This window comes from Streptomyces sp. MAI_2237 (assembly GCF_054189285.1).
In genome coordinates this window covers 625,848-648,788 of sequence record NZ_JAJPGQ010000002.1, presented here as the reverse complement: position 1 = coordinate 648,788, position 22,941 = coordinate 625,848, and the positions used below count along the sequence as shown (strand labels likewise).

Sequence of the window (22,941 nt, the reverse complement as noted above, 5' to 3'; positions counted from 1 at the left end):
AAGGACGGACGTCGTAGCGCCGCCCTCGTACTCGGGAGCCACCTGGGTCGGGCAGCGCACCGACCAGAAGACTTTCGCCAGGCCGTACCCAACAGGGTGTACGGAACCGGCGAGACAGGACACAGAGAGCTCCCGTGCGGCGCCCGCGCCCCGGACGGCGGCACCGCGCAACGCGCGAGCCGCGGACGTCAACGGCGGTCGAGTCATCGACGCCGGACCAGGCGCGGAGCCCGGGAGCCTGACGGGAGACAAGCCCGCATGCTCGAACCGACCGAACCCACCGAGGGTTCCGAAGAACTGAACACTCCGAGCGACACCCTGCCGCCGCGTCGTCGGCGCCGTGCCGCTTCCCGCCCGGCGGGCCCGCCCGCCGGGGCCGAAGGGACGACGGAGGAGGTCACCGCACCCGCCGTACCGGCCGAGGGCGAGGAGAAGGCCGTGGAGCCGCAGGAGCTCGACGAGACCGAGGGTGCCGAGGGTGCCGAGGAGACGGCGGCCGCCGCACCGGCGCCCGTCGAGGAGCCCGCGCCCGCCGCCCGCACACGTCGGCGTGCCACGCGCCGCGTGTCCGCGCCGACCGCCTCTCCGGCGTCCGCCGAGGCGGCCGAGACGGTCGTGCCCGCCGCTGCCGCCGAGGTCGCCGAGGCTGCCCTGCACACCGACACCGAGCAGGCCGTCGTGACCGGTGAGGACGCCGCTCCGCCGCGTGCCCGCCGGCGCGCCACCCGCCGGGTCACCTCGCCGGCCGCCACCGCGGAGGCCGCCGAGACCGTCGTGCCCGCCGCGGCCGAGAGCGAGAGCACCGAGGAGCCCGCCGCCGTGGCCGAGACCCCCGCCGAGGAGGCCGCGCCCGCTCCCCGGACGCGCCGCCGTGCCACCCGGCGCGCCACCGCGCCCACCGGAGCCCCCGAGGCCGCGCCGGCGGCCGAGACCGCGAGCGAGCAGGGCGCGGAGGCCGACGCCGCCGCTGCCGCCGAGCCCGCCGTGGCCGTCGACGGTGCCGAGGAAGCGGCTCCGCGCCGCACCCGCCGCCGTGCCACGCGTCGCGTGACCGCGCCCGCCGGGACGCCGGAGGAGGAGACGGCACCCGCGCAGGAGGCCGCCACCGAGACCGCACCCGCGCAGGAGGCCGCCACCGAGACCGCACCCGCCCCCGAGGCCGCCCAGGAGCCCGCCGAGGCCGTCCAGGAGCCCGCCGCCGCCCCGGCCGAGGAGGACGCCTCCCCGCGTCGCCGCCGCCGGGTCGCCCGCAAGGCCGCCACCGGGTTCTCCGAGCCCGCCCGGATGACCGCCGAGGCGTCCGTCGAGGAGGACAGCCCGCTGCGGCCCGCGCGGCCCGCCGTCGCCGTCTTCCAGGCGCCGGTGTTCACCGAACCGAAGTTCCAGACGCCCGAGCGCGCCGCCGCTGAGGCCGCCGCCGAGTCCGAGTCCGAGCCCGGATCCGGTGCCGAGGCCGCCGAGCCCGAGGAGCTCCAGGAGGAGCAGACCGGGGCCCGCCGCCGGCGCCGCCGCAGGGGCGCCGCGTCCGGCGACGAGGCCGAGGCGCCGGCCGCCGTCCAGACCGTGGAGCGCGTCGAGACCACCGACGAGGACGAGGCGGAGGAGGCCGAGGAGTCGGCCGAGGACGCCCACGACGGCGACGAGTCCGAGGAGACCGGCTCGCGCCGGCGCCGCCGCCGCGGTGGCCGTCGCCGCCGCCGGGGCGAGTCCGCGGACGCCTCCGGCGAGGACGAGGACTCCGACGACGTCGCCGCCGAGCAGGCCGACCAGGACGCCGAGGACACCGCCGAGCAGGAGGAGGAGGACGCCGAGGACGCTCACGACGAGCCCGGCGGGTCCAGCTCCAGTAGCCGCCGCCGGCGCCGTCGCCGCCGTCGTGCCGGTGACAGCTCCGCCGACAGCGAGCCCGGCGACGGCGACCCCGAGCGCACCGTCGTCAAGGTCCGCGAGCCCCGCCCGAAGTCCGAGCCGTCCGACGAGGTGCAGTCCATCAAGGGCTCCACGCGTCTGGAGGCCAAGAAGCAGCGCCGCCGCGAAGGCCGCGAGCAGGGCCGCCGCCGCGTCCCGATCATCACCGAGGCCGAGTTCCTCGCCCGCCGCGAGGCCGTCGAGCGCGTGATGGTCGTCCGCCAGAGCGGCGAGCGCACGCAGATCGGCGTCCTGGAGGACGGCGTGCTCGTCGAGCACTACGTCAACAAGGAGCAGGCGACCTCGTACGTCGGCAACGTCTACCTGGGCAAGGTGCAGAACGTCCTGCCCTCGATGGAGGCCGCCTTCATCGACATCGGCAAGGGCCGCAACGCCGTCCTGTACGCCGGTGAGGTCAACTTCGAGGCCCTCGGCATGGCCAACGGCCCGCGCCGCATCGAGTCCGCCCTGAAGTCCGGCCAGTCGGTCCTCGTGCAGGTCACCAAGGACCCGATCGGTCACAAGGGCGCGCGTCTGACCAGCCAGGTCTCCCTCCCGGGCCGCTACCTCGTGTACGTCCCCGAGGGCTCCATGACCGGCATCAGCCGCAAGCTGCCCGACACCGAGCGGGCCCGGCTGAAGACCATCCTCAAGAAGATCGTCCCCGAGGACGCGGGCGTCATCGTGCGCACCGCCGCCGAGGGCGCGAGCGAGGACGAGCTGCGCCGCGACGTCGAGCGGCTGCAGGCGCAGTGGGAGGACATCCAGAAGAAGTCGAAGAACGGCAACGCCCCGACGCTGCTGTACGGCGAGCCGGACATGACCGTCCGCGTCGTCCGCGACATCTTCAACGAGGACTTCTCCAAGGTCATCGTCAGCGGCGACGAGGCGTGGGAGACCGTCTACGGCTACGTCTCGCACGTCGCGCCCGACCTCGCCGAGCGGTTGCAGAGGTGGACCTCCGAGGTCGACGTCTTCGCCACCTACCGGATCGACGAGCAGCTCGCCAAGGCCCTGGACCGCAAGGTCTGGCTGCCCAGCGGCGGTTCGCTGGTGATCGACCGGACCGAGGCGATGGTCGTCGTCGACGTCAACACCGGCAAGTTCACCGGCCAGGGCGGCAACCTGGAGGAGACGGTCACCAGGAACAACCTGGAGGCGGCCGAGGAGATCGTCCGTCAGCTGCGGCTGCGCGACCTCGGCGGCATCATCGTCATCGACTTCATCGACATGGTGCTGGAGTCCAACCGGGACCTGGTGCTGCGCCGCCTGCTGGAGTGCCTGGGCCGCGACCGGACCAAGCACCAGGTCGCCGAGGTGACCTCGTTGGGCCTGGTCCAGATGACCCGCAAGCGGGTCGGCCAGGGCCTGCTGGAGTCCTTCTCCGAGACCTGCGTCCACTGCAACGGCCGCGGTGTCATCGTCCACATGGAGCAGCCGAGCTCCGGCGGGGGCGGCGGCAAGCGCAAGAAGCGCGGACGCGGCGGCGACGGGCACGAGCACGTCCACGAGGCCGCGGTCGCCGTCGAGGCGCCGGAGGCCGAGGTCGAGGAGACGGAGGCCGAGGAGACGGAGACCGAGGTCGCCGCCGAGGCCGCCGAGCCCATCGCGCTCCCCGCGCCGGTCTTCGAGCCGGACGAGGAGCTGTTCAGCAGCGTCGCCGAGGCGGAGGCCGCCGTGCGCGGTGGCCGTTCCCGGCGCCGGACGAGCCGGCGTGCGTCGGCTCCGGCCGGTGCGCCGAAGGGCCGGACGCGTCCGGAGGGCGAGCGGACCGGGTCCGACGCCGCCAGGGCCGAGTCCGACACCGAGGTCGCCGAGGTGCCCACCGCCCAGGTCGTGCCGGCCGCGGCGGAGGCCGAGCGTCCGGTGCAGCCGGAGACGGCCACCGAGGCGCAGGCCGCGCCGGTCGCCGCGGAGGACCCGGTGGTCCCGGCCGAGCCGGCCGAGCCCGCCGAGGAGGCCGCGCCCAAGGGCCGTACCCGCCGTCGCGCCACCCGCAAGGTGTCGGCGCCCGCCGGTTCGCCGGCCGGGGCCGAGGCGGCCGTGGTGACGGTCACCGAGGCCGCGCCCGCGGCCGAGCCGCGGGCCGAGGCCGAGAAGGCCGCCGAGCCCGTCGAGGAGCGGTCCGAGCCGGTCGCCGAGAGCGCCGCCCCGGCCCGTACCCGGCGCCGTGCGGTCCGCAAGGCCACCGCGCCCACCGCGTCCGAGGAGGCGGCCGTCGTGGTCGTCCCGTCGGCCGCGACGGACGAGGCCCCCGCGGCCGCCGAGGGGGACGTCGAGGAGGCCGCTCCGGCCAAGAAGACGGCCCGCAAGACGGCCAAGAAGGCGACCGCGACGAAGGCGGCCACCAAGAAGACCGCAGCCAAGAAGACGGCCGCGAAGAAGACGACGGCCAAGAAGGCGGCGAAGACCGCCAAGACGGCCGCGGCCAAGTCGACGGCGAAGAAGACCTCGGTCTCCGCCGCCGCCGACGAGAGCTGAGCAGTACGAGGTGAAGGGGTGCGGCCGGTCGGTGTGATCGGCCGCATACCCGCGGGACCCGGTCCGGTTTGACCCCCTCGGCTCCGGCCCCGTAACCTTGACCGTCGGCGTGTCCACGGATATGGGACGCGCCACATCCCCGTAAACCTCTTCCTCCAGAGCGCCGGGCGTTCCGCGCCGGCCGTTCCGGAGAGGCTGCCCGTGCCGGGTGGCTGGACTGCGGGGGTGCCGTTCCCGAGCGAGAGAGTGAGATCCGCGTGTACGCCATCGTGCGCAGCGGTGGTCGCCAGCACAAGGTTGCTGTCGGCGACATCGTTGAGGTTGACAAGATTTCCACTGCCAAGGTTGGCGACACGGTCGAGCTCTCGACCCTGCTCGTTGTCGACGGCGACGCTGTGACCAGCGACCCGTGGGTGCTGGCCGGCATCAAGGTCCAGGCCGAGGTCGTGGACCACCACAAGGGCGTCAAGATCGACATCCTTCGCTACAAGAACAAGACCGGCTACCGCCGTCGTCAGGGCCACCGCCAGCAGTACACGGCGATCAAGGTCACTGAGATCCCCGCGGCTGCGAAGTAAGGGACTGAGGAGAGATGGCACACAAGAAGGGCGCATCGTCCACCCGTAACGGTCGCGACTCCAACGCTCAGCGCCTCGGCGTGAAGCGCTTCGGCGGTCAGGTCGTCAACGCGGGCGAGATCCTGGTCCGCCAGCGCGGCACCCACTTCCACCCGGGCTCCGGCGTCGGCCGCGGCGGCGACGACACGCTGTTCGCGCTCCAGCCCGGTGCGGTGGAGTTCGGCACGTTCCGTGGCCGCAAGGTCGTGAACATCGTTCCGGTCGCCTGAGTCGGCTGATCGGAAGCTTTTCGCGAGGCGGACCTCACTTCCCGGTCGGGAAGGCGGGTCCGCCTTTCGCGTGTTAACACGAGTAGTACTTACGTCTCTGGAGGCACTGAACCATGACCACCTTCGTGGACCGCGTCGAACTGCATGTCGCCGCGGGTAACGGAGGTCACGGCTGTGCCTCCGTCCACCGCGAGAAGTTCAAGCCGCTCGGCGGACCCGACGGCGGCAACGGCGGACGCGGCGGGGATGTCATCCTCACCGTCGACCAGTCCGTGACCACGCTTCTCGAGTACCACCACTCCCCGCACCGCAAGGCCACCAACGGCAAGCCCGGGGAGGGCGGCAACCGCTCCGGCAAGGACGGCCAGGACCTGATCCTGCCCGTGCCGGACGGCACCGTCGTCCTCGACAAGGCGGGCAACGTCCTCGCCGACCTGGTGGGGCACGGCACCTCGTTCGTCGCCGCGCAGGGCGGCCGCGGCGGCCTCGGCAACGCGGCGCTCGCGTCGGCCCGCCGCAAGGCGCCCGGTTTCGCGCTGCTCGGCGAGCCGGGGGATCTGCAGGACGTCGTCCTGGAGCTGAAGACCGTCGCCGACGTGGCGCTCGTGGGCTATCCGAGCGCGGGCAAGTCCTCGCTGATCTCGGTGCTGAGCGCCGCGAAGCCGAAGATCGCGGACTATCCCTTCACGACGCTGGTGCCCAACCTGGGCGTGGTGACGGCCGGTGAGAACGTGTACACCATCGCCGACGTGCCGGGGCTGATCCCCGGGGCGAGCCAGGGCCGGGGACTCGGCCTGGAGTTCCTGCGGCACGTGGAGCGGTGCAGCGTGCTGGTGCACGTGCTGGACACGGCGACCCTGGAGTCCGACCGCGACCCCGTCTCCGACCTCGACATCATCGAGGAGGAGCTGAAGCAGTACGGCGGGCTCGACCGGCGGCCCCGGATCGTCGTCCTCAACAAGATCGACGTACCGGACGGCAAGGATCTCGCCGAGATGGTGCGGCCGGACCTCGAGGCGCGGGGCTACCGGGTCTTCGAGGTGTCGGCGGTGGCCCATCTCGGGCTGCGGGAGCTGTCGTTCGCGCTGGCCGACATGGTCGCGTCGGCGCGCGCCGCGAAGCCGAAGGAAGAGGCGACGCGGATCGTCATCCGGCCGAAGGCCGTCGATGACACCGGGTTCACCGTCACGCGCGAGGACGTCGCCGGCGAGCCGCTGTTCCGGGTGCGTGGCGAGAAGCCCGAACGCTGGGTGCGGCAGACCGACTTCAACAACGACGAGGCCGTGGGCTACCTCGCGGACCGGCTCAACCGGCTCGGTGTGGAGGACGAGTTGGTCAAGGCGGGCGCCCGCTCCGGGGACGGCGTGGCCATCGGTCCCGAGGACAACGCCGTCGTCTTCGACTGGGAGCCGACGCTGACGGCCGGTGCGGAGATGCTGGGGCGCCGGGGCGAGGACCATCGCTTCGAGGCGCCGAGGCCGGCCGCGCAGCGGCGGCGGGACCGGCAGGCCGAGCGGGACGACGCGGATCGGGAGTACGGCGACTTCGATCCGTTCGCGGAGTAGGGGGACGGTGTCTTCGGTGCCGTAGCGAGGCCGCGGTAGGCGCCCCGGGTCTTTCCGCCAACTTGGTGGTATCCCCGCACGCGGCTCGTTCATGAGGCCCGTTGCGACAAGATCGGGTTCATCCTGTTGTTCCCGTGTCGCAACGGGTCTTCTGTTGTCTGCCCATTTGTCATGCACGCGAAGGGCCACGTTCAGCGGGCGGACCGCCCGGGTGCGTGAGCCTGCACGAGTCCAAGAGGCCAGCCAGGCAAAGGAGTTCGACGATGACCGGAGCACTCTCGCCCGACCGACGCCGTTTTCTGACCGCCGGTGCCGCCGTTCTCGGCGCCGCGGCCTCTGCCCAGCTGTGGCTCCCGGGCACCGCCCGAGCCGCGGAGAACACCGTGCCCGACGGGGTGTTCAGCCTCGGTGTCTCCTCCGGCGACCCGCTGCCCGACGGCATCGTGCTCTGGACCCGCCTCGCCCCGGACCCGCTGAACGGCGGCGGCATGCCCGACGAGGTGGTCCCGGTGCAGTGGGAGATCGCCGAGGACGAGCGGTTCAGAAAGACCGCCCGCCGGGGCGTCGCCCAGGCCCGCCCCGAGTACGGGCACAGCGTTCACGTCGACGTACGGGGCCTGCGTCCCGGGCGCGCGTACTGGTACCGCTTCCGGGTGGGCGCGCAGATCTCCCCGGCCGGCCGCACCCGGACCGCCCCGCACCCGCACGGCAAGGGCGGCTCGCTGCGCGTTGCCCTGGCCTCCTGCCAGAACTGGCAGCACGGCTATTTCACGCCGTACGCCGACATGCTCGACCAGGACCCCGACGTCGTCCTGTTCGTCGGCGACTACATCTACGAGTCCACGCCGTCGTCGGCGGGCCCGCGCCGGCACGAGGGCACGGGGGAGCCGTACACCCTGGAGCAGTACCGCAACCGCTACGCCCAGTACCGCTCCGACCCCGACCTCGCGGCGATGCACGCGAACGCCCCCTGGGTGGTCACCTTCGACGACCACGAGGTCGACAACGACTGGGCCGGCGAGATCCCCCAGGACCCCGCCAAGCAGCCGCACGACGCCTTCGTGGCCCGGCTGACGGCGGCCTTCCAGGCGTACTACGAGCACATGCCGGTCCGCGCGAGCGCGATCCCGGACGGTCCGCACATCCAGATGTACCGCCGCCTGGAGTTCGGCCGCCTCGCCCGCCTCAACGTCCTGGACACCCGCCAGTTCCGCACCGACCAGGCGACCACCCAGGAGGGCGCCCGGTCGCCGTCGATGACCATGCTCGGCGCCGAGCAGAAGCAGTGGCTGCTGGACGGGCTGCACGACTCGCCCGCCCGCTGGAACCTGATCGCCTCGCAGATCATGATGGCCGAGACGGACCTGCAGGTCGGCGACGGAAAGCTCTGGTACTACGACGCCTGGGACGGCTACCAGGTCGAACGCAACGCCCTGCTGGGGGAGTTCGCCGACGTCCGCAACCCGGTCGTGCTCAGCGGCGACCGCCACCTGACGATGATCAGCGACCTCAGGACGGACTACGCCGACCCCGAATCCGACGTCGTCGGCGCCGAGTTCGTCGGCACCTCCATCTCCAGCAACGGCGACCAGGACCAGGCCGCCTTCCACGCTCAGTGGGACCCGCTGCTGCCGGACAACCCGCACTGGAAGCTGATCGACGCACACCGCGGCTACCACCTCTTCGACATCGACCGGCACGGCATCGACGCGCAGGTCAGGGTGGTCGACACGGTCGTACGGCCGACGGCGGCCGCGAGCACCCTGGCCCGGCTGCGAGTGGAGAACGGCCGCCCCGGCGTCGAACTCGCCTGACTGCGGCGCGGAAGGAGTCCTGGGGTTCATCCGGGTCCCAGGCCCTCCTCAGGTAAGTCTCAGGTAAGCCTCTTACCATCCCCTGACCATGGAGACGGACTGCACGAGAGACGATGCCCCGGTGCGGCGGCCCGAGCCGCTGCCCGCCGGCACCCGGCTGCTGCACATCGGCCCGCACAAGACCGGGACCACCTCGATCCAGGGCGCCCTGTTCGCCGCGAAGGACCGACTGCCCGCGCACGGCGTGGAGTTCCCCGCGCACACCCGGCACCCCATGGAGGCCGCGCTGGCCGCCTGCGCCCGGCCAGCCATGATCGGCGACATCGTGCCCACCGACCGGCACTGGGCGACGCTGGTCAAGCAGGTCGAGGCCACCGGCCGGCGCACCTCGGCGGTCAGCAGCGAGTTCTTCGCCGACGCCGAGGACGAGGCGACCGTCGCGCGGATCGTCCGGCAGCTGGGCGGCGACCGGGTGCACGTCCTGGTCACCCTGCGCCCGCTGGCCAGGATCATGCCCTCGCAGTGGCAGCAGTACGTGCAGAACGGCCTGCGCATGGGCTACGAGGACTGGCTGCGGCACATGCTGAGGAAGGCGCCGTACGAGCAGCCCACCCCCAGCTTCTGGCGCCGCCACGGGCACGACCGGCTCGTCGAGCGCTGGGCCGCGGTGGTGGGCCCGGAGCGGGTCACGGTGGTCGTGGTCGACGACCGCGACCGGGACGGCCTGATGCGCACCTTCGAGACACTGCTCGGGCTGCCCGAGAACCTGCTGCAACCCGTTCCGGACACAGCGAATCGTTCCCTTACTCTCGCCGAGACCGAAATGCTGCGGAATCTTAATAAGGAATTCCGCGGCAATGGCCTGCCGGACGAGCTGTATTCCAGGCTCGTGCGCAACGGCGCGGTGATGCATATGAAGAATGCGTGCAGTCCGACACCGCGGGACGTGAAGATCTCCACCCCCGTCTGGGCCGCCGAGGCCGCGGCCGCCAGAGCCACCGAGATGGCGGAACGCATCGCCCGGACGGGCGTACGCGTCCTCGGCGATCCGGCGCTGCTGTCCGCCGTACCGGCGTCACCGGACCGGGCCCCGGCCTCGGGCGAGCCGCGGATCGCTCCCGAGGTGGCGGCCCAGGCGCTCTACGGCGCCCTCGCGGCGGCCGCGGGGGCTCCCGTGCGGCACGCCGATCCCGCGAAGGCGCGCACGGTTCACCAGACGCCGTCGAAGGAACTCGTGAAGGTGCTCGGTCACCGCTGCCTGAAGAAGCTGCGCCGGCACTGATCTCCTGTGCCGTTACTCACAGCAATTCCGCGGACGCGCCCGGCGAGTGTCACGGTGTCACCAGTGGTGCAAGGTGAATGTCAGGTGGCGCGCACATATGCGGTGAACGGCGCTCACCTTGCACAGCGGTAACCGCAAGTGGGACCATTTCCGGGTTCCCTGTCGCCCCAAGGTAGGTCCTCTGTGTCCCAGCACATAGCCAAGCCCCGTACCACCGCAGTGATCCTGGCCGGTGGCACCGGCCAGCGGGTGGGTCTCTCGATCCCCAAGCAGCTGCTGAAGATCGCCGGCAAGGCAGTCATCGAGCACACCCTGGCCACCTTCGAACAGGCGGACTCGATCGACGACATCATCGTGCTGATGGCGCCGGGCTACGTGCCCGACGTCGAGAAGATCGTCGCCAAGGCCGGCTTGACCAAGGTCAAGAAGATCATCGAGGGCGGTTCGACCCGCAACGAGACCACCGAGCGCGCCATCGAGGCCCTCGGCGAGGGTCTGGCCGAGGGCGAGGACCTCAACGTCCTCTTCCACGACGCCGTTCGCCCGCTGCTCTCGCGGCGTGTGATCGACGACTGCGTGGCCGCGCTGGAGCGCTACCAGGCCGTCGACGTCGCCATCCCGTCCGCGGACACCATCATCGTGACCCGCACGCACGGCCAGGACGGCGAGTTCATCACCGAGATCCCGGACCGCTCCCGGCTGCGCCGCGGCCAGACGCCGCAGGCCTTCAAGCTGTCCACGATCAAGCGGGCCTACGAGGTCGCGGCCGGCGACCCGAACTTCCAGGCCACCGACGACTGCTCCGTCGTGCTCAAGTACCTGCCGGACGTGCCGATCCACGTCGTCGCGGGCGACGAGTACAACATGAAGGTCACCCAGCCCGTCGACGTCTTCATCGCCGACAAGCTGTTCCAGCTCGCCTCGACGGCCGCGCCCGAGCAGGTGAGCGAGGACGCCTACCGCGAGCTGCTCACCGGCAAGACCATCGTGATCTTCGGCGGCTCGTACGGCATCGGCAAGGACATCGCCGAGCTCGCGGAGTCCTACGGCTCCAAGGTCTACGCCCTCGGCCGCTCCACCACCGGCACCCACGTGGAGAACCCGGAGGAGGTCGACGACGCGCTGTCCAAGGCGTACGGCGAGACCGGCCGGATCGACTACGTCGTCAACACCGCGGGCGTGCTGCGCATCGGCAAGCTGGCCGAGACCGACAACGCGACCATCGAGGAAGCGCTGAAGGTCAACTACCTCGCCCCGGTGCAGATCGCGCGTTCGGCGTACAAGTACCTGGCGGAGACCAAGGGCCAGCTGCTGCTGTACACCTCCAGCAGCTACACCCGCGGCCGCGCCGAGTACAGCCTCTACTCCTCGACCAAGGCCGCCATGGTGAACCTCACCCAGGCCCTGTCCGACGAGTGGGCCGGCGACGGCGTCCGCGTCAACTGCATCAACCCGGAGCGCACCGCCACCCCGATGCGCACCAAGGCCTTCGGCCAGGAGCCCGCGGGCACCCTGCTCTCCTCCGAGGCGGTCGCCCGCACCTCGCTCGACGTGCTGCTGTCCGAGCTGACCGGGCACGTCATCGACGTCCGCCAGCAGGACCCGACGGCGGGCGCGGCGAAGGCCACGGGCTTCGAGCAGGCCCTGGCCTCGGTGCTGGACCGCCAGGACGGCGTGTAATAATCAACGGGAATTAGTCTTCCGTTATTCAGGCCTCTGCTTTCCGGGGTTAATGCAGTGCATTGAGCAGTGCATCGTCCGGGTCTTCGCAGGGGCCTGAATACATTCAAAACCGGCACTCCCTCCCAGAGCAGGTTCTCCGTGATATCCACCGCTATTCGCGTCGCCCGGGTGGGCAGCGCGGCCGAGCTGGCCGCGGCGGCGCTCATGATGCTGGGCTTCCCGGCGCTGATGCTGGCCGCGCTCGTTCCGAGCGTGCCCGCCTTCGCCGCGGCCGCCGCCGTGACGTACGCCGCCGACCACTATCTGCACCGCAAGGGCAGCTACCTGGTCAACCGGCTCAGCAAGGTCCGCGCCGGCCTCTCGATCCGCTTCCTGATCCGAGAGCTGCTGCTGATCCTGCTGCTGGCCCGGCTGTCCCTCGCGGACAACCTGATCTACTACGGCGCGGTCGCCTGCTTCATCGCCTTCTACGGCCTCCAGGCCCCGCACGGCGCCCTGGTCACCCTGATCCGCAACCGCCGCCGGATGCCGGTCGCCACCCGCAACGTCGACCTGAAGTCCCGCATCCGCATCCCGGACGCCCCGCCGCGCTTCCTGCTGAACCGCTCCGCCGAGAAGATGCTCCACCTCGACCTCGCGGCCGTGGCCGGCATCCTGGTCGCCGCGGAGATGGAGTCGTCGGTGCCCGGATTCATCGGCATCGGCGTCACCCTCTTCCTGGGCTGCCTGTACGTCCTCGCGCTGATGCCGTACGTCCGCGGCGGGAAGATCCCGCCGAACGCCGAGAAGGTCCTGGCGGCGGTCGACGACTGGCTGCGCGAGTACAAGCCGGAGACGGTGCTGTACTTCTCCGGCTCCAAGGACTCCGCCTACCAGGTCAACATGTGGCTGGAGACGATGGAGCAGCTCGACTCCAAGCCGCTGGTCGTCCTGCGCGAGCGGGTCATCCTGGCCAACCTGGCGCCCACCACGGTCCCGGTCGTCTGCGTGCCCGGCGGTGTCCACCTGATGAACATGGACCTGACCACCGTGCGCGTCGCGCTGTACGCGGCCAACGTCGGCAAGAACATCCACCTGCTGCGCGTGCCCACCATGAAGCACGTCTTCATCGGCCACGGCGACAGCGACAAGCTCGCCAGCGTCAACCCCTTCAGCAAGGTGTACGACGAGGTGTGGACCGCCGGCCGCGCCGGCCGTGACCGCTACGCCATAGCCGACGTCGGCGTCCGCGACGACGACATCGTGGAGGTCGGCCGCCCGCAGCTGGCGCCGATCCAGGGCCGGCAGGGCGTGCCCGAGGGGCGTGTCCCCACCGTGTTGTACGCGCCCACCTGGGAGGGATGGGACGGCAACCCGGGCAACACCTCGCTCGTGCTGGCCGGCGAGAACATCGTCAAGAAGCTCCTCAAGGCCGACCCGCCGGTCCGTGTGCTGTACAAGCCGCACCCGTTCACCGGCACCGTCAGCAAGGAGGCCGGCGCCGCGCACCAGCGGATCACCGCGCTGGTCGAGAAGGCCGCCGCCGAGCGCGCCGCCGACCCCCGCTTCACCGTCGACAGCGCCGCCCAGGCCCAGGCCAAGGCGGAACTGGCCCGGATCGAGGCGCGGCTGGCCGAGCTCTCCGGCACCGGCAGCGACCGCGGCGACGAGGCCGAGGCCACCCGCGACGGCGTGGTCGACCTCAAGCGGCACGAGGAGGTCGCCCGGCTGCGCGGCGAGTGGAACGACGCCTACTGGCGCTCCGCCGGCACCTTCGAGCACCGCGTCGTCACGGGCGCCGAGCCGCGCCTGTACGACTGCTTCAACGTCTCCGACGCGATGGTCTCCGACATCTCCAGCGTGGTCTCCGACTTCATCGCCAGCGGCAAGCCGTACGCGGTGACGGACTCCGCCGAGCTGGGCGTGGAGGAGTTCAAGCGGCAGAACACCGCGGTGCGCGCCGCCACGATCCTGTCCAACTCCGCCGCCGAGCTGGGCGAGCTGCTGGCCGCGGTCCGCGAGCCCGCCGCCGACCCGCTGGCGGAGGACCGCAAGGAGCTCAAGGAGTACCTGCTCGGCCCCGACGAGCCGACCTCCATCGAGCAGTTCAACACCGCGGTCGCCGACCTGGCGCTGAAGGCCGAGACCCGCAACCTCGGCCAGGAGTCCCGCGCCGCCGCGGCCGGCACCCCCGGCGCCGACGAACTGTCGGACGCGCTGTCGGCGCAGCCGCCCACCACCGCGTGAGCCCCCGTATGTGAAAACGGTGAGAAGGGCCCGGTTTCCGAGGAGTGATCCTCGAAAACCGGGCCCTTTTTACGTACGTACGGGCAACCCGCCCCCCTGGTCGTCCGTCTAGCAGGTAGCCAATAAGACGATACGGGGGAAAGATCCCGTGACGAGGGGGAAATGTGACCGTGACGCAGCCTGATGTGACTGTCGTCATCGGAGCGTACGAAGCGATGCCTTACCTGGTCGAATGCCTCGCGTCCGTCGAGGCACAGACCATCGACCCGGGGCGCATCGAGGTCATAGCGGTGGACGACGGCTCCACCGACGGCACGGGGGAGTGCCTGGAGGAGTTCGCCGACCGCGTCTCCATGTCCGTCACCGTGATCCGGCAGGCCAACTCCGGCGGCCCCAGCGGCCCCCGCAACGTCGGCCTGAGCAAGGCCGCCGGGCGCTACGTGTTCTTCCTCGACGCCGACGACCGGCTCGGCCCCGAGGCCCTGGAGCGCATGGTCGACATGGCCGACCGCAACGCCACGGACGTCGTCCTCGGCAGGGTCGAGGGCATCAACCGCAAGCCGCCGCAGTCCATGTGGGGCAAGACCCTGGAGCGCACGGACGTCTTCTCGTCCAACATCAAGTTCACGCTGAGCGCGCAGAAGCTGTTCCGCCGGGAGCTCCTGGAGCGGCACGGCATGCGCTTCGACGAGTCCCTGTGGACCGGCGAGGACGCGCTGTTCACGATGGAGGCGTATCTGCGGGCCGACGGCGTCTCCGTGATCGCCGACCACACCTGCTACTACCTGGTCGGCCGCGACGACGGCAAGCACGTGACCAAGAGCGGCGGTTACACCCTGCGCTTCGACTCCGCGCGGGCCCTGATGAACCTGATCGCCGACATGGTGCCGCCCGGCGAGCGGCGCGACTCCCTCATGCACCGGCCCTTCGTGGTCACCCTGCTCCCGCAGTTCGGCCCCAAGTACCTCAAGGACAGCGAGAAGGTACGACGGCACAAGTTCGAGCTGGCGAAGCCGCTGATGGAGCAGTTCTGGACCGAGGGCGTGGCGCGCCGGCTGAAGGTCGACGAGCGCCTGCGGCTGCACCTGGTGGCCGAGGAGAAGCCCGAACTCCTGCTGCCCGTCGTGGAGTTCGTGAAGGCGAAGAAGCAGGCGGCGGCCCTGCTGGAGAAGCGGGGCCACCACGTCTACCTCGCCTACCCGCACTTCCGTGACGCCGCGGCGGGCATACCCGACTCGGTCTACCTCGCCACCCCGCGCGAGGCCAGGGCCTTCCCCGGCTACCGCGAGCACACACCCTCCTCGGTCCTGCGCCGCGCCGTGCGCAAGGCCCGCCGGGTGCTGAAGGTGCCCGCGGCGGCCTGACTCCGTTACTGGCGGCCCGTCTGCAGTGCCCGTCTGATCGGGCGGGCCACCACACGGCGGGCCTTGCGGTAGACGGACGTCGGGGCGGCCGATGCCGTGGCGGTGCGCTCCAGCTCGCGCTTCAACCGGTCGTTGTCCAGGGACAGTTCGGCGAGCCGGGTCTGCATCCAGCCGAACCGGGAGGTGAGCGAGGCCAGGTCGGCGTCGTTCCAGGGGCGGATGCCCGCCGGGAAGGACAGCTTCCTCATCCGGGCGTCGAAGGCCGCGCCGCCGTCGCCGTGGGTGAAGGTGTTCTCCAGACCGTTGCGGCCCAGGAACGCCGTGAAGCGCTCGAAGCGCTCCGCGTGCCCGCCGGTCAGTCCGGAGAGGTCGGCCTCCTCGTACAGCCGCGCCGGGTCCAGGTCCTCGGGCAGCTTGTCGATCCTGCGGTGCGGGATGTCGAAGTAGCGGCACAGCTCCAGCGTCCGGGAGTCGCCGCACAGCACCGTCGCGGGCGTGCCCGCCAGCAGCGCCGCGATGTTGCCGTGGATGCGGGAGCCGAACGAGAAGTCGTAGCCGCGCAGGTCGTCGATCCAGGTCACCGGGTCGACGTAGACGCGCACCTTGTCCTCCCGGTACATCGGGTGGTCCGGGTGGGTCGGGATCGCGGTCACCGCGGCGTTCGGGTGCGACAGGTCCCGCCAGTGCAACTGCCGTGCGTCGCTGAGGTTCTGGCCGATGAAGGTCAGGTGCGGATAGCGGGCGTGGGCACGGTCGATGACCTTGCCGAGCCCCTGCTTCTGCACCGCGCTGTGCGAACCGTTGACCGCGATCCGCGACCCGGCCGTCAGCTCCGCCACCCGCTTGCGCACCGGCAGTTCGCCGCCGTACAGGAACAGCGACGGGCAGCCGATGACCTCGACGTCCTGGAAACCCAGACCCCGCAGGTACTTCTCGGTGAAGTCGCCGCGCACGCCGATGGACGCGCTGCGGTCCAGCACCGCGGAGACGAAGTCGCGCACCGACTCCTCCATGGGCTTCAGCCGCTCGGCGTTGTAGCTCAGCCCGGCCTGCGCGCCGACGCCCAGCACCACCACCGGGATGCGCAGCCGGCGGATCAGCCGGGTCAGCCGCTTCAGCTGCCCCTCGAAGGACGGCCGGAAGGCGTTGGCCAGCGGTACGACGAAGACGTCGTACTCCTCGTTGATCCGCTCCGCCGCCGACACATCCGTCCGGATGCCGTTCGAGACCACCTCCGTGCCGGGCGTCTCGAGGATCTTGTGCGCGGCGTCGCTGAAGATCAGGTTGCCGGAGTTGGTGGCGATGACGTCCTGGTGCAGCGCCTCCTCGACCGAGAAGACGTCGTAGGGGCTCTTCCCCGACCGGAGAAGGATGCGCTGCGTGGGGCGGGTCTGGTGATCTATGGGTGACACGACATTCAAATTAAGTTTGCCGGGACTTTTATTTCTATAGGCAACCAGTGCAACCTTTTTGCCGTACGCACCGCGTGAGCAATCGGTTACGTCGCGCGTGTCCGGTGCGTGGACCGACGCGCGCCGCCCGTGCCCCTTCGCGTAGATTGCCTGGCGGGGCAACCCGAGCGCGCGAGGGGACGGACAAGCAGGTGGCAGGGGCAAGGCAGGGCGTGGCGGAAGCCCGCAGGATCGTCGTCAAGGTGGGTTCCTCGTCGCTGACCACCGCCTCGGGCGGCCTGGACGCCGACCGCGTCGACGCGCTCGTCGACGTCCTCGCGAAGAGCCGCAGCGGAGGGGAGAGGGAGATCGTCCTGGTCTCCTCCGGTGCCATCGCCGCCGGACTCGCCCCGCTGGGCCTGCGCCGCCGCCCCCGGGACCTGGCCCGCCAGCAGGCCGCCGCCAGCGTCGGCCAGGGCCTGCTCGTCGCCCGCTACACCGCCTCCTTCGCCCGCTACGGCGTCCGCGTCGGCCAGGTGCTGCTCACCAGCGACGACATGAGCCGCCGCGCCCACCACCGCAACGCCTCGCGCACCCTCGACAAGCTGCTCGCCATGGGCGCCTTCCCGATCGTGAACGAGAACGACACCGTCGCCACCGACGAGATCCGCTTCGGCGACAACGACCGCCTCGCGGCACTCGTGGCGCACCTGGTCCACGCCGACCTGCTGGTGCTGCTCTCCGACGTCGACGGCGTCTACGACGGCGACCCCGGCAAGCCCGGCACCTCGCGGATAGCGGAGGTCCGCGGACCCGAGGACCTCGCGCACGTCGAGATCGGCAGCGCGGGCAAGGCGGGCGTCGGCACGGGCGGCATGGTCACCAAGATCGAGGCGGCCGGCATCGCCGCCGCGGCCGGCATCCCCGTGGTCCTGACCAGCGCCGTGCACGCGGCCGAGGCCCTGTCCGGCGGGGACACCGGGACCTGGTTCCACGTCACCGGCAAGCGCTACGCCGACCGCCTGCTGTGGCTGCAGCACGCCTCCACCCCGCAGGGGCACCTCACCCTGGACGAAGGGGCGGTGCGGGCGGTCGTCGAGCGGCGCAAGTCGCTGCTGCCGGCCGGTATCGCCGCCGTGGAGGGCGACTTCGCCGCCGGTGACCCGGTCGAGCTGCGCGACGGCGCGGGGCGCGCGGTGGCCCGCGGGCTCGTCAACTTCGACGCCAAGGAGATCCCCCAGCTGCTCGGGCGTTCGACGCGGGAGCTGGCGCGCGAACTGGGCCCGGCCTACGAACGCGAGGTCGTCCACCGCGACGACCTGGTGATCCTTCGTCCCTGATACGTCCGCCGGCGGCCCGGCCAGGGCGTTCGGCAGCCGAAAACAGGGTGAACGCCCCGCAAAACGGCGCGCCCTGAGGTGGACGTTCCGCAAAACCGCCCCGCGAGCGCTTGCGGCCTGCTCAACTTTGACTCAGGGACCCGTTCCGCACGAGCACCGCTCGATGCCGCGCAAAGGAGGCCGTCGTGAGACGAGTACGCCCTGGGGCGGCGGCGTCCCGCGGTGGTCTGACCAGCGTCACGGCCGGCGAGTCCTACGAGGAGCCGGCCGACCTGCCCCGGCTGTGGCACGTCACGCTCAGCGTCTCCGGCCAGGCCGCCCCGCTGCACGAGGTCCGGCGCGCCCTCGAACAGCTCGCCCACGACCATCCCTTTCTGCTGACCAGCAGGTATGCCAACGACCACGCGGAGATCCGCTACTGGGAGGAGGCGCGCGACCTGCACGACGCGGCCGCCGTCGCCCTGCGCCTGTGGGGCGAGCACCGCCAGACCGCCAAGCTGCCGCCCTGGGAGATCGTCGGCCTGGAGGTCATCGACCGCGAGACCTACCACCAGCGCCTGGCGGAGGGATACGGACCGCCCCCGGCGACCCCTGTCGGAGTTCACCCCTTTTGAGACCGTCTCGGGGTGTGGGACGAACGGTGAACGGCCCGGTCCGGCGCACTACGCTTCCCTCATGACCACGCTCTCGCCGTACGACGCCATGTCCCCGGTCACCCAGGCCGCCTACCGCGCCAAGGCCGCCGCCGCCGACCTCGCCCCGCTGCCGCGCGCGGTCAAGGACGACGCGCTCGCCGCCATCGCGGACGCCCTGGAGGTCCGTACGAGCGAGATCGTCGAGGCCAACGCCAAGGACGTGGCCAAGGCCCGCGCGGCCGGCACCAGCGAGGCCATCGTCGACCGGCTCACGCTCACCCCGGAGCGGGTGCGCGCCATCGCCTCCGACGTGCGGGACGTCGTCGCCCTGCCCGACCCGGTCGGCGAGGTCGTCCGCGGCTCGACGCTGCCCAACGGCATCGACCTGCGCCAGGTCCGCGTCCCGCTCGGCGTGGTCGGCATCATCTACGAGGCCCGCCCGAACGTCACCGTGGACGCCGCCGCCCTGTGCCTGAAGTCCGGCAACGCGGTCCTGCTGCGCGGCTCGGCCTCGGCCTACGAGTCGAACACCGCCCTGGTGCGCGTGCTGCGCGACGCCGTGGGCGGGGCGGGGCTGCCCGCCGACGCCGTCCAGCTCGTGCCCGGCGAGAGCCGGGAGAGCGTGCGCGAGCTGATGCGGGCCCGCGGTCTGGTCGACGTCCTGATCCCGCGCGGCGGCGCCTCGCTGATCCAGACCGTGGTGAACGAGTCCACCGTCCCCGTCATCGAGACCGGCACCGGCAACTGCCACGTCTACGTCGACGCCCAGGCCGACCTCGACATGGCCGTCGACATCCTGATCAACTCCAAGGCCCAGCGGCCCAGCGTCTGCAACGCCGCCGAGACCCTCCTGGTCCACCAGGACATCGCCCCCGAGTTCCTGCCGCGCGCCCTGGACGCCCTCGCGGAGGCCGGGGTCACCGTGCACGCCGACCCGCGAGTGCTGGCGTACGCCGAGGACACCAAGGCGACCGTCGTCGAGGCCACCCCGGACGACTGGGACACCGAGTATCTCTCCTACGACATCGCCGCCGCCGTCGTCGACTCCCTCGACAAGGCCGTCGAGCACATCCGGCTGTGGTCGTCCGGTCACACCGAGGCGATCGTCACCACCTCCCAGCAGGCCGCCCGCCGTTTCACCCAGCTGGTCGACTCCACCACCGTCGCCGTGAACGCATCCACCCGCTTCACCGACGGCGGCCAGTTCGGCTTCGGCGCGGAGATCGGCATCTCCACCCAGAAGCTGCACGCCCGCGGCCCGATGGGCCTGCCGGAGCTGACCAGCACCAAGTACATCGTCACCGGGGACGGCCACATCCGCCGCTGAGGCCGGAGCCCTGCGGCGGTGCGCGTATCCGTTCGGCATATGCGCACCGCATGCTCCCGTGTCCGCGAGAGGTGTCTCACAGGGCGGATGAATTTCCATACCGTCTGCCCAAATTGACCCCCCAGGTCTACTCTGGATCCGTGCCGGAGGACGTGGGGGGCACGCCGTTCCCTGACGGCTGGGAGCCCGACGACGACCACGACCGCGGGGTGTCGGACGAAGAGTTCGCCTCCGTGGTCTTCGACGAGGCCTTCGTGCGGGCGGCCGTGGTGCACGAGCCGACCGCCGTCGAACGCCTCCTGGCCGCCGCCCAGGCCAGAGCCGAGGCCTCCGAGGCGGAGACCCGCCGGGCCCACGGCCGGGGCGAGCGGTACGACGAGGGATACGACCCCTCCGGTTTCGGCCATGATCCCGAGCTCGACGACCTGGACGACACCGACGTCCTCGAGGGCCGCTACGGCACCTCGGGCCCCTTCGGCAAACAGGTCCGCTGGCACCGCCCGGTCGCCTGGATGCTTGCCCTCGTCATGGGGATCGGCATGGTCGCCCTGGCCTTCACCGCCGTCTACCGGGGCGCCTCCTCCAGCAGCCGGGACCAGGTCCCACCCCCCGCGTCGACCGGCCTGGAGCAGGGCAGCGCCCCTCCGCCCTCCGCCTCCGCCGAGACCTCCCAGCCGGCCATCCCGGTCATCCCGCGCACCCCCTGACCGGGCCCCCGAGCCGTCCGGTCGCGCACGGTTGCGGCCCTGGTGAGAACCTGTCAGAACTTGTCGTGTACCAGGGCGTTTACCGGGGCGTCCGGAGACCTACCCTGAAGGTATGGGCGGGCCTGGAGACCCACCCGAGGGGACACCCGAGGGCGGCCCCGGAGGTGGAGAGGACGAGTACCGATCCGTCGTCTTCGACGAGTCGTTCGTCCGCGCTGCCCGCCTCCAGGAGTACTCCGCGCACGAGCGCATGACCGACCACGCCCCCGCCGTACGCCGCCGCCCGCCCCTGCACCGGGGACTGTCCCGGCAGGCGCTGATCCTCGTCCTGCTGATAGCCGTCGCCTTCGGCACCGCGATCTACATGGGCGTACGCCACCCGTACCAGAGCTCCGTCGCCCGCCGGCCCGTCGAACCCCTGCGGATGACCGTCATCCCGCTCACCCCGCAGGGCAAGGTGCCCGGGAAGGCCGACGCCGAGTACCTGTACGCGCACAGCCCCGCCGCGCAGTTCCGCGTCGGCGCCGAGGGCATCCCGCTGCCCGCCGCCCGGCGCACCGCGCACTTCTCCGAGAGCCAGGTGGTGGCCGCCCTGACCACGGCCAAGGACTACATCGTCCGCTCCGCGCTCTACCCCGAGGTGATCGGCAGTCAGGACGTGCGCGCCGTGCGCGTCATGCTCGACGGCGCCCAACTCGACCAGTTCGACCAGAGTTTCGCCCGCCCGACCGCCGACGGCCGCCACCAGCCCACCGGATGGCTGGTTCGCTTCGACCAGACCCGCGCCGAGCTCGCGGACCGCAGGATCCGCGTCCAGGGCTCGATGGAGGCCACCGAGACCGACTCCGCCGCCCTGGAGGTCACCGCGGACCACACCTTCGTGTACGCGCTGAAGCCGACCGGCTCGTCCGCGAAGGCCCCGGCCTCGCTGTTCACCGTCCGGCGCGAGCTGCACTTCCGCTTCGACCGCGACGACCTGCGTCTGCACCAGGCCCAGCTCGTCGTCTCCTACGTCCAGGCCGGCCCGCTGTCCTGTGCCGAGGACTCCACCAACCACTTCCACCCGCTGCTGGCCGGCCAGACGGCCAGGTCGGGTGGCCCCGCGGGCACCGACCCGTACGCGACGGGCGGTGCCACGGCGCTGTGCGGGACGCTGGCCGCCGGGGCGCAGCCGAAGGTGTGACGGGCCGCCCGGAGCCGGTCAGTCCTCGGTGCGGGGCGGAGCGTCCGTGGGCGGCTCGTCCTGCGACGGCCGCTCCTCGCCCGGTGCCGAGCTGGTGAAACCGTCGAAGCCGCGCCGCACCCGGCCGCCCAGGCCCCCGGCCCCGCCGGCGATGTCGCTGACGAGCTTCATCAGCGGGTCCTTGGAGCTCTTCACACTGCCGGCGTAGCTGGCCGCCGACTCCCGGAACGAGTCCGAGACCGAGGTGTCCTTGTCCTCGTCGCGCCGCGGGTAGTGACCGTCCATGATCCGCTGGTAGTCGCGGCTCTCGGACCACTTCTTCAGCTCCGCCGCCCGGATGGTGGTGAACGGGTGCGAGCGCGGCAGCAGGTTCAGGATCTTCAGCACCGAGTCGCGCAGGTCGCCGCCCGACTCGTACTCCTCGGCCTGCTTCAGGAACGCGTCCACGTTCATCTCGTGCAGGTGGTTGCCGCCCGCGATCTTCATCAGGCCGCGCATCGAGGCCCGCAGGTCCTGCCCGACCAGCAGCCCGGCCCGGTCGGCCGACAGCTCCGACTTGCGGAACCACTCGCGCAGCGCCGTCACGATCGCCATGATCGCGAGCGTGCCCAGCGGGATCCACGCGACCCGGATCGCCAGGTTCGTCAGGAACAGCAGGATCGTGCGGTACACCGCGTGCCCGGACAGGGCGTGGCCCACCTCGTGGCCGATGACCGCCCGCATCTCCTCCTCGTCGAGCAGCTCGACGAGGCCGGTGGTGACGACGATGATCGGCTCGTCCAGGCCGATGCACATCGCGTTCGGCTGCGGGTCCTGGTTGACGTACATCGGCGGGACCTTCTCCAGGTCCAGGATGTAACAGGCGTCCCGCAGCATGTCGTTGAGGTGGGTGAACTGCTCGTCGGAGACCCGCACGGAATCCGAGAGGAACAGCAGCCGCAGGCTGCGCTCGGGCAGCAGACCGCTGAGCGCCTTGAAGACCGTGTCGAACCCGCTCAGCTTGCGCAGCGCGACCAGGGCACTGCGGTCGGCGGGGTGCTCGTACGCACGCGAGGAGATCCCCGGGAAGCGCCGGCGCTGCCTGCTCGGTACATGCTCGTGCCCGTTGTGCTGGTGGCCGTCGTCGGACATGTCTTCCCCCATGTGCGTGTGAGTGGCCCTTTGCGGACCCTTGTGCGGCCCTTTGCG

General features: G+C 71.4%; 16 protein-coding genes. 14 read left to right on the top strand and 2 right to left on the bottom strand.

Annotated elements, in window-relative coordinates; genetic code table 11:
- Positions 1-258 precede the first annotated feature (258 nt).
- From LN251_RS07765 to LN251_RS07725, 9 genes are all read left to right on the top strand, one after another.
- On the top strand, positions 259-4,389 hold the full coding sequence (locus LN251_RS07765) for an Rne/Rng family ribonuclease (protein WP_458243738.1): 4,131 nt from the start codon (positions 259-261) through the stop codon (positions 4,387-4,389).
- A gap of 257 nt (positions 4,390-4,646) precedes the next feature.
- The gene (rplU, locus tag LN251_RS07760; RefSeq protein ID WP_007381993.1) at positions 4,647-4,967 is read left to right on the top strand and encodes a 50S ribosomal protein L21; all 321 of its coding nucleotides are present in this window, start codon (positions 4,647-4,649) and stop codon (positions 4,965-4,967) included.
- Positions 4,968-4,981: 14 nt separating this feature from the next.
- Positions 4,982-5,236, top strand: coding sequence for a 50S ribosomal protein L27 (gene rpmA / locus LN251_RS07755; RefSeq protein ID WP_040253648.1), 255 nt, complete (start codon positions 4,982-4,984; stop codon positions 5,234-5,236).
- A 113-nt stretch (positions 5,237-5,349) separates the two neighbouring features.
- On the top strand, positions 5,350-6,801 hold the full coding sequence (gene obgE, locus LN251_RS07750; protein ID WP_458243737.1) for a GTPase ObgE: 1,452 nt from the start codon (positions 5,350-5,352) through the stop codon (positions 6,799-6,801).
- A gap of 263 nt (positions 6,802-7,064) precedes the next feature.
- Positions 7,065-8,615 (top strand): alkaline phosphatase D family protein, encoded by a 1,551-nt coding sequence (locus LN251_RS07745; RefSeq protein WP_458243736.1) that lies wholly within the window; start codon positions 7,065-7,067, stop codon positions 8,613-8,615.
- Positions 8,616-8,703: 88 nt separating this feature from the next.
- Positions 8,704-9,897: a hypothetical protein gene (locus LN251_RS07740; RefSeq protein ID WP_458243735.1), complete on the top strand. Its 1,194-nt coding sequence runs from the start codon at positions 8,704-8,706 to the stop codon at positions 9,895-9,897.
- 183 nt (positions 9,898-10,080) lie between these two features.
- On the top strand, positions 10,081-11,577 hold the full coding sequence (locus tag LN251_RS07735; protein WP_458243734.1) for a D-ribitol-5-phosphate cytidylyltransferase: 1,497 nt from the start codon (positions 10,081-10,083) through the stop codon (positions 11,575-11,577).
- A gap of 141 nt (positions 11,578-11,718) precedes the next feature.
- Positions 11,719-13,806 (top strand): hypothetical protein, encoded by a 2,088-nt coding sequence (locus tag LN251_RS07730; RefSeq protein ID WP_458243733.1) that lies wholly within the window; start codon positions 11,719-11,721, stop codon positions 13,804-13,806.
- Positions 13,807-13,970: 164 nt separating this feature from the next.
- Positions 13,971-15,170: a glycosyltransferase family 2 protein gene (locus tag LN251_RS07725; RefSeq protein WP_458243732.1), complete on the top strand. Its 1,200-nt coding sequence runs from the start codon at positions 13,971-13,973 to the stop codon at positions 15,168-15,170.
- A gap of 5 nt (positions 15,171-15,175) precedes the next feature.
- On the opposite strand, the gene LN251_RS07720 is transcribed toward LN251_RS07725, so the two are convergent.
- Entirely contained in the window at positions 15,176-16,582 is a 1,407-nt protein-coding gene (locus LN251_RS07720; protein WP_458243731.1) for a polysaccharide pyruvyl transferase family protein, read from the bottom strand.
- A 212-nt stretch (positions 16,583-16,794) separates the two neighbouring features.
- Between LN251_RS07720 and proB the strand changes: the two genes are divergently transcribed.
- The 5 genes from proB (at position 16,795) to LN251_RS07695 (ending at position 21,753) form a co-directional block, all read left to right on the top strand.
- The gene (gene proB, locus LN251_RS07715; RefSeq protein ID WP_458243730.1) at positions 16,795-17,901 is read left to right on the top strand and encodes a glutamate 5-kinase; all 1,107 of its coding nucleotides are present in this window, start codon (positions 16,795-16,797) and stop codon (positions 17,899-17,901) included.
- Between the two features lie 185 nt (positions 17,902-18,086).
- Positions 18,087-18,515, top strand: coding sequence for a hypothetical protein (locus LN251_RS07710; protein WP_058925325.1), 429 nt, complete (start codon positions 18,087-18,089; stop codon positions 18,513-18,515).
- 61 nt (positions 18,516-18,576) lie between these two features.
- A complete protein-coding gene (locus tag LN251_RS07705; protein ID WP_458243729.1) occupies positions 18,577-19,863 on the top strand; it encodes a glutamate-5-semialdehyde dehydrogenase in 1,287 nt (428 codons plus the stop codon).
- Between the two features lie 140 nt (positions 19,864-20,003).
- Positions 20,004-20,570 (top strand): SCO2584 family spore wall biosynthesis protein, encoded by a 567-nt coding sequence (locus tag LN251_RS07700; protein WP_458243728.1) that lies wholly within the window; start codon positions 20,004-20,006, stop codon positions 20,568-20,570.
- Between the two features lie 112 nt (positions 20,571-20,682).
- Entirely contained in the window at positions 20,683-21,753 is a 1,071-nt protein-coding gene (locus tag LN251_RS07695) for an SCO2583 family membrane protein (protein WP_458243727.1), read from the top strand.
- 18 nt (positions 21,754-21,771) lie between these two features.
- Here the strand turns inward: LN251_RS07695 and LN251_RS07690 are convergent, their stop codons facing one another.
- The gene (locus LN251_RS07690) at positions 21,772-22,884 is read right to left on the bottom strand and encodes a M48 family metallopeptidase (RefSeq protein WP_458243726.1); all 1,113 of its coding nucleotides are present in this window, start codon (positions 22,882-22,884) and stop codon (positions 21,772-21,774) included.
- Between the last annotated feature and the right edge of the window lie 57 nt (positions 22,885-22,941).